This window comes from Mycobacterium sp. 852002-40037_SCH5390672, from assembly GCF_001665875.1.
Lineage (GTDB): Bacteria > Actinomycetota > Actinomycetes > Mycobacteriales > Mycobacteriaceae > Mycobacterium.
Map to the genome: position 1 here is coordinate 1 of NZ_LZTA01000095.1, position 12373 is coordinate 12373.

Here is a 12373-nt window from a genome sequence, read left to right on the forward strand (position 1 = left end):
GATCACCTCGATACCCTGATGCCCCAGATGGTGGCGCTGATGCCGTCGATGATCGAAAACATGAAGGCCATGAAAACGACGATGCTGACCATGTATTCGACCCAGAAGGGTCTGCAGGATCAGCAGAACGAGGCGCAGAAGAACTCCAGCGCCATGGGCAAGGCGTTCGACGCCTCCAAGAACGACGACTCGTTCTACCTGCCCCCCGAGACATTCAACAACGCCGAATTCAAGCGGGGCATGAAGAACTTCATCTCCCCTGACGGGCATGCCGTGCGCTTCATCATCAGCCATGACGGTGATCCGATGTCGCAAGAAGGCATTTCGCACATCGACGCGATCAAGAAGGCCGCCTACGAATCACTCAAGGGCACGCCGCTGGAGGGCTCGAAGATCTACCTCGCGGGCACCGCCGCCACGTTCAAAGACATGCAAGACGGCGCCAACTACGACCTGTTGATCGCCGGAATCTCCTCACTGTGCCTGATTTTCATCATCATGCTGATCATCACCAGAGGCGTGGTGGCGTCGGCGGTCATCGTGGGAACCGTCTTGCTCTCACTCGGTGCATCGTTCGGCCTGTCGGTGCTGATCTGGCAGCACCTGATCGGCATCGAGCTGCACTGGATGGTGCTGGCCATGTCCGTAATCATCCTGCTGGCCGTCGGCGCCGACTACAACCTGCTGCTGGTATCGCGCTTCAAAGAGGAGATCCACGCCGGCCTGAACACCGGCATCATCCGAGCGATGGGCGGCACCGGCTCGGTCGTCACCTCAGCGGGGCTGGTGTTCGCCTTCACCATGATGACGATGGCGGTCAGCGAGCTCACGGTCATCGGCCAAGTCGGCACCACCATCGGACTGGGTCTGCTGTTCGACACCCTGATTATCCGGTCGCTCATGACGCCATCGATCGCCGCGCTGCTGGGCAAGTGGTTCTGGTGGCCACAACGAGTGCGGCAGCGCCCGGTCCCCTCGGCCTGGCCGACGCCAGCCAAATCCGCCACCAACGCCTGACCGCGACGAACCTGTCCATTGCAGGGGCCGTCCGTCCTGATTGCCCTGGTTGAGAGTTGAGAGCCGGTGCGATTCAATGGCGTTCGCAAGGCTCGCGCCCGCCGCCCCGCGGCTTTGTCCAGCGCGAACGCTGTTTCAGGACGCCCGACGCAATCGTCGAACGTCGTGTTCGGCGCATCCCACGCGATCGGCGGCCTCAGTGACCGACAACGCCGGGTTAAGAAGGATCTGCAATTCCTCATCGGTGAATGTCGGTTCGACGTCCCAGGGCGCCGCATCCCATCCGCTATCACTGAAGCCGGAAAAAAGTTCATCGCGCATAACTATCCCTCACGAAAATTGGAGTAGGAGCGAAGATTTCGATGGCCGCTTCGAGGCCTCAGTCCCGGTTCGTCAGGCTGCGTCGCCCTGCCGAATGACCGCTTGGGTAGATAGTACCGACCTCGCGCCCGCATCGCATGGCAAGTGCAGACCCCAGCGACCAGCACCCAACTTGCGCACACCCTCGGAGCAGGTCAGAGAGTGTCTCGGCGTCCCCGGCGTCGAAGGCGGCCAGAAACGCTTGAGCGAGCGCGATATTGGTTTTCGGCGCAGTGCTGGTCATGGTGCCGGCACCGGGAAGCTGCGGGGCGCGCTGACTAGGTTGTGGGACCAGGCGATCAGCCGGTACCACAGGTGTGCTCGGTTGGGGGCGACGTTGTGGTTGTGGCCGCCGGCGGGAAGCTGGAACAAAGTGAGGTCGGGACAGTTGCGGAGTTCTTCGGGGCGCCGCCATCGTCGCCGGCCGACGAGGTCGAAATAGTGGCGTGACATGCCGCCGCCGGTGAGACAGAACATCACGACACCGATCGGGGACACCATCAACTTGGCCGCGCGCCTGTAAAGCCTGGCTCAGCCCGGCCAGGTGGTACTCGGTCCCACCACCTCGATGGCACTCGGTGCAGCCGCCAAGGCGAGCCGGTATGGCTGGGTGAAGCTCAAGGGCCAAGCGCGATCCGGTCCGGCTCTGTGTACTACACGAACTACGGGATTAGCGGAACTTCGTGCAGTAAACGAGTGGGTGGCGCTGAGGCATTTGCGCTCGGCAACGGCGCGGGTCTGGGTGAACGTCCTTGCGCGCCGATGTCACTTTCGCCGAGGCGCCACGCCGGCACTGATGGGCCGTGAGGGCGTGGTAGTGGCCCGGACAACGGATGGCAATGGCGCCGAAACACGTAGACCGTAGTTTTGGCCAATGAGAGCCGATCGGGAGGCGTCAGTGGGAGGTTCATTCAGGCGAGCCGGCCGAAGGGCCGGCGGCTTATCAGCCGATCGGTAATCGCCAATGGCGGCGGTGCCGACGAATACACATTGCCCGTATTGTTCGCTGCAATGCGGGATCACCCTTGAGGTGTCCGGAGGTTCGGTTGCGCTTGCACCGCAAAATGACTTTCCGACCAACCGCGGCGGCTTGTGTGCTAAGGGTTGGACTGCCGCCGACCTGCTCAGCCACCCCGACCGGCTGACGCGGCCGTTGATCCGTGACAGGCGTGACGAACCGCTGCGTCCGGCGACCTGGAACGAGGCGCTCGAACGGATTGTCGCGGAGTTCCAACGGGCGCAACGCGAACATGGCAGAGACTCGGTGGGGTGCTTCGGCGGCGGCGGGCTGACGAATGAAAAGGCCTACCAGTTCGGCAAATTCGCACGAGTGGCACTGCGGACATCAGCGATCGATTACAACGGGCGCTTCTGCATGTCCTCGGCCGCCGCCGCGTCGATCCGATCGTTCGGGCTAGACCGCGGAATGCCTTTTCCACTGGCCGATCTCGCGCGGGCGGACGTCATCCTCATCGTGGGCGCCAACCCGGCCGATACCCAGCCCCCCGCGATGCAGTATTTCGACGAGGGCCTTGCCCGCGGCGCCAAGCATATTGTCGTGGACCCGCGGCGCACCGGGACGGCGGGCCGCGCCGAGATTCACCTGCAGCCAGTGCCCGGCACGGATCTTGCATTGGCCAATGGTCTGCTCAACGTGGTTGTCCGCGAGGGGCTTACGGACGAGGAATATGTCACCGAGCGAACAACGGGCTTCGAGGCGGTGCGGCGCGCGGTGCGGCTGTACTGGCCGGACCGTGTTGAACGCATCTGCGGTGTACCCGAACCCGACGTGGTGGCCGCGGCCCGCTTGCTGGCCGGCGCCAAGCGCGCGATGATCCTGACTGCCCGCGGTGCGGAGCAGCACGCCTGGGGAACCGACACGGTGCAGGCCTACATCAATCTTGCTCTGGCGTTGGGGTTGCCGGGTCGCCCGTACTGTGGTTACGCGACGATTACAGGTCAGGGCAACGGCCAAGGTGGTCGCGAGCACGGTCTGAAATGTGATCAGCTGCCGGGCTATCGCAAACTTGACGATCCGGCGGCCCGCGCGCACGTCGCCGGGGTCTGGGGGATCGACCCCGACGACCTACCGATGTCTGGGCGCTCAGCGTACGAAATGCTCTCCGGCATAGGGAGTCCCAACGGGGTGCACGCTCTGTGGGTGATGGCATCCAACATCGCGGTGTCGGCGCCGGACTCGCTGCATGTCGCCGAGCGGCTCAGCGACCTCGACTTCCTGGTGGTCTCCGACATCTTCCTCTCCGAGACGGCCGCACTGGCCGATGTGGTGTTACCCACGGCCCAGTGGGCCGAAGAGTCAGGGACGATGACCAACCTGGAAGGTCGGGTGGTTCTGCGGCAGATGGCGATCGCAGCTCCCGATGAAGTCCGCAGCGATCTCGACGTCATGGCCGATCTGGCAAAGCGCCTAGGGGTACACGGGTTTTCCGCCGATCCCGAGGAGGTGTTCGGCGAGCTGACCCGCGCCAGCGCCGGTGGCAAAGCCGACTACCGGGGGATCACCTATCAGCGGATCGCGGCCGAAAAAGGGGTGTTCTGGCCCTGCCCGTCCCCGCTGTACCCCGACACCCCGCGATTGTTCGCCGAGGACTTCCCCACACCCGATCGGCGGGCACACTTCCACCCCGTCGAGCAACCTCGCGCCAGAGAAGTCCCGGATGATGAATTCCCGTACTACCTCACGACTGGTCGTGTGCTGCAGCAATACCAGTCCGGCACGCAAACTCGAAGGGTCGCCCAGCTGGCCGAAGCGCAGCCGGAACCGGTGGCCGAGCTGCACCCATTGCTGGCCCAGCGCGTCGGCGTGCAAGCCGGGGACAAGATCCGGCTCCGGACCCGCCGCGGGCAGGTCGTGATGACGGCACGCACGGTTACCGGTATCCGTCAGGACACGGTCTTCGCGCCGTTTCATTGGGGTGGTGCAGCCAGCATCAACCGACTGACAAATCCCGAGTTGGACCCGCATTCAAGGATGCCGTCGTTCAAGGTCTGCGCGGTCGCCGTGTCGCGGGCCGATGCACCACAGACAGCCGATAGCGCTGACCGTCCGGAAGGAGATCTGAGGCATGGGTGATGACAGCAGGCCCCGATTCCTGCAGGGTGCGTTCGTGTTCGACGGAAAGGGTTACGATTCACCCTTTTTGCTCGACTCGTCGCTGCGTTACGTGGTGCCCGCCGGGGCGATAACCCAGCCGGTGTACCTGCGCGGCGGTAACAGCACCGACGAGCTGATCACCGTGGTGGTGATGCGCGACGGTGCGCCCATGCGGTACTTCCCGATCGGGGCCAAAGACGCCGTGCATGTGCCCCTTCGGGTGGTGGAGGACCTGATCGCCGACACGGTTCTCGAGGTGTTCATCGCCGCGCCCGACGGATTGAACGGCACGGTGTTCATCGACATCGGCCTGGTTGAAATCTGACCGCGCGGGAGAAACGATGACTTTACTGGCAAAACCCGAAACAAACGGCCACAATCCGGTCGCCCCGGCTCGGCTGGTGGTGGTCGGTAACGGCATGGCAGGCGCGCGAGCGGTCGAAGAAATCCTGGCCCGCGGCGGTGACCAGAAGTTTGCCATCACCGTCTTCGGCGACGAACCGTACGGGAACTACAACCGGATCTTGCTGTCCAACGTGCTGGCCGGGTCCGACGACGCCCGCGAGATTTACCTCAACCCGCTCGATTGGTACGCGGACAACAACATTGAGTTGCGCGCCGGTGTGCGTATCGTGCGCATCGATCGCTTCGCGCACCTGGTGCACGCAGACGACGGCACCACCGTGCGCTACGACAAGTTGATCGTGGCCACCGGCAGCAGGTCCTTCTTCCCCCCGGTCGAAGGCATCTGGCAAGACGACAAGACCCTCGCCCGCGGTGTGTTCGGATTCCGGACACTCGATGACTGCGACGCGATGATCGAGTTCGTCAAAGGCCGATCGAAGGCCGTCGTCATCGGAGGCGGGCTGCTCGGCCTGGAGGCCGCCAGGGGACTGCAGAATCGCGGACTTCAGACGTCAGTCATACAGGGCGGACCCACCCTGATGAACACCCAACTCGACGACCAGGCCAGCGCAATCTTGCGCCGATTGGTCGAGGCCCTGGGCATCGAGGTGTGTACGGGCAAGCGGACCACCAGAATGCTCACCCAGGACGGTCTGCCCTCGGCGATCGAATTCTCCGACGGCTCCAGCGTGGCCTGCGACATGGTGGTGATGGCGGCCGGCATCCGACCCAACGTCGGTCTGGCCCAACGCGCGGGTCTCACCGTGGAACGCGCCGTCGTCGTCGACGACCAGATGCGGTCGGTGGACGACGACGACATCTACGTGGTGGGCGAGTGCGCACAGCACCGGGGACAGGTCTACGGCCTGGTCGCCCCGCTCTGGGAACAGACCACCGTGCTCGCCGATCACCTGACCGGCACCAACCTTCGCGCCGCGTACCACGGTTCACGCACGGCCACCAAGCTCAAAGTCGCCGGGGTGGACGTCGCGGCGATGGGGGTAAAGACGCCCGAACGTGACGACGACGAATTCGTCCAATTCAGCGAACCCAAGCGCGGCGTCTACAAGACCGTCGTGGTGCGTGACGACAAGCTGATCGGAGCCACACTGGTCGGTGATATCAGCAAGGTGGCGTTCCTGATGCAGGCCTTCGACCGGGGGCTTCCACTGCCGCCGGAGCGTGTGTCGCTGATGTTCGACATCGGAACACCCGATGTGGCAACGGGTTCGGCCGAACTGTCCGGCGACGCGCAGGTGTGCAACTGCAACGGGGTGACCAAGGCCGCCATCGTCGGCTGCGTCAACAGCGGGCAGACCTCGGTGGCGGGCGTGATGGACGCGACCCGCGCCGGCAAGGGCTGCGGGTCGTGCAAGGGCCTGGTCGCCCAGATCGTCGAGTGGGCCGCATCCGAAGCCGGCGCCGAGATATCCGAGGACGCGGCAGCCGACTGGTATGTGCCCGCCATCCCGTACGGGAAGCCAGAACTGATGCGGCTGGTGAGAGAGCTCGAATTGCATTCGGTGTCATCGGTGTTCGCCGCGCTAGCACCGGACGGTACAGAAGATGCTCGCTCGAAGATGGCGCTGGCCTCGTTGCTGGAGATGATGTGGGGTGATGAGTTCGTGGATGAGCACGACAGCCGGTTCATCAACGACCGAGTACATGCCAACATCCAGCGAGACGGCACGTTCTCGGTAATTCCCCAAGTCAAGGGCGGGGTCACGAACTCCGAGCAACTGCGCAAGATCGCTGACGTCGCCGACAAGTATCAGATCCCGATGATCAAGCTGACCGGCGGTCAGCGGATCGATCTGCTCGGTGTGCGCAAGGAGGACCTCCCTGCAGTGTGGTCCGACCTCGGGATGCCGTCCGGTTACGCGTACGGCAAGAGCTTCCGTACCGTGAAAACGTGTGTGGGGACTGACTTTTGCCGCTACGGACTGGGCGACTCGACCGCACTGGGAATCGCGATAGAGGAGCGGTTTCAGGGCTTGGCCAGCCCCGCCAAGATGAAGCTGGCGGTGACCGGATGTCCGCGCAACTGCGCCGAGGCGCTGTGCAAGGACCTCGGTGTCGTCGCGATCGAGGGCGGTGCCTGGCAGGTCTATGTCGGTGGTGCCGCCGGGGCGCATGTGCGCAAAGGCGATCTGCTGGCCACCGTCGACACCACTGCCGAGGTCATCACCTTGACCGGCCGCTTCCTGCAGTACTACCGGGAAAACGCGAACTGGCTCGAGCGCACGTACGCATTCGTGCCGCGGGTGGGCATCGATCGGATCCGCGAAATAGTGGTCGACGACAGCGACGGCATTGCCGACGAGCTCGATGCCCACATGCAGAAATCGGTTGATTCATATCGTGACCCGTGGGACAAGTGCCAAAACCCGGTCACGCCGAACCAATTCCAGACATCTCTACCGCTGATCGCCTTGCCGCAGGTGCCCGTGCGATGAGTGACTACACGCTTGGTCGGATTGACGACATCCCGGTAGGCGAGGCCCGCGCCTACGCCGTCGAAGGCCGGCAGATCGCAGTGTTCCGGCTGCGGGACGGCTCACTGCGTGCGTTGGACGCTATGTGCCCGCACCGAGGCGGCCCGTTGGCCGACGGACTGGCGGATGACCGGGTCGTTATCTGCCCGCTGCACGGCTTCACCTACGACCTGGTAACCGGATGCGAGGTAGCCAACGGCGGTGCGGCGACGACCGCTTACCCCGTGGACGCCGACGACAATGGAACTATTCGCGTACGAGTGGCACCACAGCGCAATGGCACAGCTTCCCAATCGATTTCGCCCCGAGGATAGTAGCCCTGACCGCCGAACAGATCGACGTCCTCTTCAACGTTCCGGCGCCACCGCGGTGGCTTTCGCTGTCACCCGGGCCGCCAACTCAGCAGAAGCGGACGTTCAATGTCGCCAGGCCGAAGATCTTTCGGCCATTGGACTTCGCGCCGACAATGACGACACCGGTGCGGGTCGCAGGGTCCAGTGACTTGATCCGACCGCTGAACTCGATGTCTGCGCCCTCGGTAGCGGACACGATCGCGGGCTGGGACAGTCGCACCGCGTAGCGGGTAACCCCACCGGGGTCGCCCGACCATGCCGAGCCGTATCCGGCACCCAGACCCATGGTCAGCATGCCGTGGGCGATCACATCTGGCTGCCCCGCCAGTTTGGCGATGTTCTCGTCCCAGTGAAGTGGGTTGGCGTCGCAAGCGACGCCGGCGTAGTTCACCAGGTCGCCGCGAGAGAGTCGGGCGTGGTGCACCGGTAGGTCGTCGCCGACGTTCACGTCGTCGAAGGACAGTGTTCCCGGGGTGCGCGTCGTACCTCCTTGGGCGATCCGAACCTCGCCCGCGGGGCGCACCGTCTTGTGGTACGCCGCGTCGGAGTAGTCGATTCCGGCGAGGTTCACGTCGTGCATCATCACTTGCTGCGCGGTCGTCCTGATCGCCGGATCGACATCCTCGGCGGTGATGCCGACGACGGTGGTGTGCAGCGTGTGCACCCGCTCGCCGGCAGTGTCGGTGAAAGTGTTGGTCACGGTGATCAGGTCTCTGCCGGCGATCCTGCGCACCGATGACAGCTCGACGTCAATGTGCAGTTCGTCGCCGGCGACGATCGGTCGGTGCTGTTCGAAGACTTCTTCGGTCTGCAGGTACATCTCGTAGCCGATGACCACCGATTCGAACAGGTGCCGATTGGCTGCCATGGCCGGGGCCGACGTGAACGTCAGCGGCGCCACCAGGCCCGAATATCCCAGCTCAGCAGCGGCGGCGACATCCCAGTGCGCGGGGTGATAGTCCTGCACGGCACGGGCGAACTCGCGCACCTTCTCGCGGCCGACCTCGTATGTGTCGTCGACCTGGTAGTAATGGCCGACCCGCAATTCGATTGCCGACAGTTCTGCTGCTGCGGTCATGAATTTGCTCAACTCTCTTATCGCGTGTTCGCCGGGGCCGACCAAAGCACACTAACGTGCGAACACCGTCGCAAAAGTCGCCGGCCGCTCACCGGTTTGTCTCCGGGCGACCTTTTGATCCTCGTCACGCCCTGTCACAGTGGCTGGATCATCGTCCCCGCATTCGACGAGGCGGCGTCATCGCCGATGTGATGGTTGACTTTCGCACGGTCCTCGGCCCTCGCGTCGCGGCGCAAATGAGAGTCGCGACGGCATGCTGCGCGCGCGCAGGGCGCCGGGCCGGCACTCGCCTGGAGGAAATGGACACCAGAGGCGGCCGGGCTGTCCGAGTGCGCCGAGACAGATCACATGAGCGTCCCCGGCAGCCGCTTCATGACTTACCGGGGACTAAGCGTACGGCAGGCCCGGGACAGCCGCGCGCCTGAACGCTGCTCTACACGATACGACAACGGCGAAACCTTCCCGCGCGGCTATCGCGACTGGATCACGCGTTCGGCGAGGTCACGGATCGGCGTATTCGTCTGTTGGGAAAGCTTTTTCAGCATCTCGAAAGCGCTGACGGCATCGATGTCAAACCGTTCCATGAGGATGCCTTTAGCTTGGCCGATGTGATCTCTGCTGGCCAGCGCGGACTCGAACTGGTGCAGCGTGTTGGTAGCCGCAAGGGCGATCGCGGCATGCGTGGCCAGCATCGCTCCCAGTGCTTCGGCTTCCTGGGTGAACGCGTGTGGCGTCCGCCCGAGCAGATTGAGCGCCCCGGCACCGCCGCGGTGTGTGTAGAGCTGAAACGACAACATGCTGTAGATGCCCAGTTGTGTTGCTTCGGCAGCGAATTGGGGCCACCGCGGTTCAGTGCGCAGGTCGGTGCAGCGGATCATCGGGTCAGCCAACGCCGCCTGCAGGCAGGGTCCTTGTTGTAACCGTTGTTGGGCGTCGTCGAGTTCCTTAGCAATCGGATCGGTGGGCGCCAGCGAGTCAAACCGCTCCTGATCGACAAGTAGCACGTCGGCGTGATCGACGCCGCGGATCAGTTCGACCGCGGTCGCAGTGACACGGGCCAGCGTATCTTCCACGCGAGCCCCCTGGAGGGGGAAGTTGTTGGCAAGTTCGGCCATCGCCCAGCTCAATTGCTGGTCATATACTGCGCCGTTAGACATAACGTCCCGCTTTCTGCACGGGCTCCACGCGTCCAAAGGCCGCACCATAGATACTGCCCTCCAGTATGCGCTTCCGGCGCCGGGACGACTTCAACGGCTGGTTCTACCGTCCCATTTGGTCTGACGCGGACTCTCCGCGAAAAACGTGAAAGCACGGCCCGCGGTTTCCTTTGGAGTCGACCAGCTTGTACACCCTTTGACGGCGTGGTGACCGATTTGGTGCATTACCCGGCTACCGGCGAATTTGGAATCAGCGATACCCGCAAGCCGACGCGCTGCACCGCGCCCTCGGACTCGCGACCGACCATGCCGCCCAATGGCAGCTTGGACACCGTGGCGCCGGGTGGGGCCGCGGGTGCTGCTGCGGCCCCACCCGGCGTGGCGACCGCGCTGAGAGCGTGCAGCGGGGTGACCGACGAAACCGTTTCCCCCCAACTCGGCGGTACGGACAAGGTGCTGAGTGCACTGGCTTGGCCCACGCTCGCTGAGGCGCCCTGACCCAGTCCCGCCAGCGGCTCGAGGTTTCCCAAACCGGCCGCCGCGCCCGCGCCTCCCATGCCTGCGATTCCGGCGCTGCCCTCGGCCCCCAAGATGGAACCGGCGCCCGCTTCATCGAGTGCCAATCCCTGGTAATCCAGGTCGAGGCCGTAGAGGTCGAGTCCGATTCCACCGCCGTCGGCGATCAAACCGGCCCCGTCGGCGCCGTATCCGGCCGCTTCGGATGCCAGGCCGGCCGTGGCTCCGTCCGCTGCCGGTGCGGCAGCGAGCGCCGAAGCCAGTCCCGAGGCCGCGCCCGCACCGGTGCTCGCGCTCTTTGTCGCCCCCTTGCCCGAGGCGCCGGTCAAACTCGACAGTGAACTGAGTGGGGCGGAGGCTCCCGACGATCCCAGCGACGCCCCCGTGCCCATCGCCGCCTGCGACAGACCGGCGCTCGAGGATGAGCCGGGGCTTGAGAGGCCTTGCAGAGTCTGGGGCACCGCCGAGACCCACTGAGTCGCCGTTGACTGCGCGCTGCTACCGGATTGGGCTGCTGCGTGGGTGACGGCGCCGATGTGGCCGGCGAGGCCGGCCGGATTGGTCGACTGCGGTGGCGCCAACACCCGCGAAAGTGTCGACGCCGAGGCGGAATTGGCGGCGTAGTTGTACATCGCGGCGGCGTCCTGGGCCCACATCTCGCTGTACTCGGCCTCGGCCGCCATGATGGCCGGCGTGTTCTGCCCGACGATGTTGGTCTGGATCAACGCCAGGACCCGAGCGCGGTTGGCCGCGACCAGCGGAGGTGGCACCGTCATCGCGTACGCGGTTTCGAAGGCCGCGGCGGCGGCCGTGGCCTGCGTGGCCGCCTGCCCGCATTGCCCGGCGGTCGCCGTCATCCACGCTATGTAGGGCATGACCGCGGCTGCCATCGACATCGACGCCGGCCCCGACCAGGACTCGTCGGTCAGGGTCGCGATCACGCTGTGGTAGCTGCTGGCGCCGTCAGCCAGTTCGGCGGCCAGCGACTCCCATCCCGCGGCGGCAGCCAGCAAGGTCGCGGGCCCGGGCCCCAGGTACATCCGACCGGAGTTGATCTCTGGTGGTAATGCGCCAAAATCCATTTCTATCCCTAATTTCTTGGTTGACCTTGCTGACGCCGTGGCATCGGATTGACGTTGGTGGTGTCACACACGACGTCTGGTCAGCAGTTGAAGCAGTTGTGAGTGAGTGAAAGTCGCCAAAGCGTCGCGCAAAGGCGGCATGGTGAACGACGAGTCGGCGGTTCGCGGCTTGACCGCGGGATCGGCGAGTTGGCGCACCGATTTCAGGCGAAATCGGCTTCGATAGCGAAGATCGCAAGCGGATGAGCCGACGCCAAGGACGCGGAACCTGTTGGTGGCTGGCGTTTAACCTGCCGCAATGGCGTTGTGCGCCGAGGAACTGCCGTGCCTGATCAGCAGCGGGCGACGCAGAATCGGATCAGAAGATTCTGGTCAACCCGGCTTGATGCCGGTGCACGGGCGGGCGCATCGACCCGCTGCTGATACCCAATTACCCCAACCGTCGGGGGCACCGCAGATCCGGGCGAGCGCGGCGTTGAAAGCGCCAAAGTGGTTGGTCGATCACGCTTTAGCCCGCCGCTTTTGAACGCCTTGTCATCGTTGACGGTGGACCCAACGCCAAGATGACGGACAGGAACCGAGTCGTTGTGCAACTGGGTCGGGCCAGAAACCGGGCTGGTCGATGATGCCACTACCTGTGGCTGAGAGCTGTCGGTTGTCGTCTCGGCGCGCAAAGCCCCGCACCCGAGCACAGCTGCAAGGAGGGCCAGCACAGCAACAATGGTGGACGCAGGCTGTCGTCGTGACCACCGTGAAGACTTTGCAACTCCGAAACGCACAGTGCCACTTACGCTA

General features: G+C 64.4%; 10 protein-coding genes. 5 read left to right on the forward strand and 5 right to left on the reverse strand.

Annotation, left to right across the window (positions count from 1 at the left end; genetic code table 11):
* Positions 1-1017 (forward strand): MMPL family transporter (locus A5782_RS16665; protein WP_156623997.1); only part of this gene is annotated, 1017 nt, incomplete at its 5' end.
* 135 nt (positions 1018-1152) lie between these two features.
* On the opposite strand, the gene A5782_RS16670 is transcribed toward A5782_RS16665, so the two are convergent.
* Together A5782_RS16670 and A5782_RS16675 are read right to left on the reverse strand one after the other, a co-directional pair.
* A complete protein-coding gene (locus A5782_RS16670; protein WP_067102462.1) occupies positions 1153-1338 on the reverse strand; it encodes a hypothetical protein in 186 nt (61 codons plus the stop codon).
* 279 nt (positions 1339-1617) lie between these two features.
* Entirely contained in the window at positions 1618-1878 is a 261-nt protein-coding gene (locus A5782_RS16675) for a hypothetical protein (RefSeq protein ID WP_156623998.1), read from the reverse strand.
* Between the two features lie 463 nt (positions 1879-2341).
* Here A5782_RS16675 and A5782_RS16680 point away from each other — a divergent pair, with 463 nt between their 5' ends.
* The 4 genes from A5782_RS16680 to A5782_RS16695 are packed head-to-tail and all read left to right on the forward strand — an operon-like array spanning position 2342 to position 7706.
* Positions 2342-4471: a molybdopterin oxidoreductase family protein gene (locus A5782_RS16680; protein ID WP_067102473.1), complete on the forward strand. Its 2130-nt coding sequence runs from the start codon at positions 2342-2344 to the stop codon at positions 4469-4471.
* Positions 4464-4817, forward strand: coding sequence for a molybdopterin oxidoreductase (locus A5782_RS26530; protein ID WP_067102476.1), 354 nt, complete (start codon positions 4464-4466; stop codon positions 4815-4817). The genes A5782_RS16680 and A5782_RS26530 overlap by 8 nt, the downstream gene beginning before the upstream one ends.
* 16 nt (positions 4818-4833) lie before the next feature.
* On the forward strand, positions 4834-7353 hold the full coding sequence (nirB, locus tag A5782_RS16690) for a nitrite reductase large subunit NirB (protein ID WP_067102478.1): 2520 nt from the start codon (positions 4834-4836) through the stop codon (positions 7351-7353).
* A complete protein-coding gene (locus A5782_RS16695) occupies positions 7350-7706 on the forward strand; it encodes a Rieske 2Fe-2S domain-containing protein (protein WP_067102480.1) in 357 nt (118 codons plus the stop codon). Before nirB ends, A5782_RS16695 begins: the two co-directional genes overlap by 4 nt.
* 85 nt (positions 7707-7791) lie before the next feature.
* Here A5782_RS16695 and A5782_RS16700 read toward each other — a convergent pair whose 3' ends face one another.
* From A5782_RS16700 to A5782_RS16710, 3 genes are all read right to left on the reverse strand, one after another.
* Positions 7792-8823 carry a fused (3R)-hydroxyacyl-ACP dehydratase subunits HadA/HadB gene (locus tag A5782_RS16700; protein WP_067102582.1) on the reverse strand — a complete coding sequence of 344 codons (1032 nt, stop codon included), beginning with the start codon at positions 8821-8823 and terminating at the stop codon, positions 7792-7794.
* 470 nt (positions 8824-9293) lie between these two features.
* Positions 9294-9938 carry a GAF and ANTAR domain-containing protein gene (locus A5782_RS16705; RefSeq protein WP_231986709.1) on the reverse strand — a complete coding sequence of 215 codons (645 nt, stop codon included), beginning with the start codon at positions 9936-9938 and terminating at the stop codon, positions 9294-9296.
* Positions 9939-10204: 266 nt separating this feature from the next.
* A complete protein-coding gene (locus tag A5782_RS16710) occupies positions 10205-11578 on the reverse strand; it encodes a PPE family protein (RefSeq protein ID WP_067102486.1) in 1374 nt (457 codons plus the stop codon).
* Between the last annotated feature and the right edge of the window lie 795 nt (positions 11579-12373).

Excerpts from the sequence above, each read along its gene's own strand:
- A5782_RS16670 (WP_067102462.1), bottom strand. The coding sequence starts at position 1,338 with ATGCGCGATGAACTTTTTTCCGGCTTCAGTGATAGCGGATGGGATGCG.
- A5782_RS16675 (WP_156623998.1), bottom strand. The coding sequence starts at position 1,878 with ATGGTGTCCCCGATCGGTGTCGTGATGTTCTGTCTCACCGGCGGCGGC.
- A5782_RS16680 (WP_067102473.1), top strand. The coding sequence starts at position 2,342 with ATGGCGGCGGTGCCGACGAATACACATTGCCCGTATTGTTCGCTGCAA.
- A5782_RS26530 (WP_067102476.1), top strand. The coding sequence starts at position 4,464 with ATGGGTGATGACAGCAGGCCCCGATTCCTGCAGGGTGCGTTCGTGTTC.
- nirB (WP_067102478.1), top strand. The coding sequence starts at position 4,834 with ATGACTTTACTGGCAAAACCCGAAACAAACGGCCACAATCCGGTCGCC.
- A5782_RS16695 (WP_067102480.1), top strand. The coding sequence starts at position 7,350 with ATGAGTGACTACACGCTTGGTCGGATTGACGACATCCCGGTAGGCGAG.
- A5782_RS16700 (WP_067102582.1), bottom strand. The coding sequence starts at position 8,823 with ATGACCGCAGCAGCAGAACTGTCGGCAATCGAATTGCGGGTCGGCCAT.
- A5782_RS16705 (WP_231986709.1), bottom strand. The coding sequence starts at position 9,938 with ATGGCCGAACTTGCCAACAACTTCCCCCTCCAGGGGGCTCGCGTGGAA.
- A5782_RS16710 (WP_067102486.1), bottom strand. The coding sequence starts at position 11,578 with ATGGATTTTGGCGCATTACCACCAGAGATCAACTCCGGTCGGATGTAC.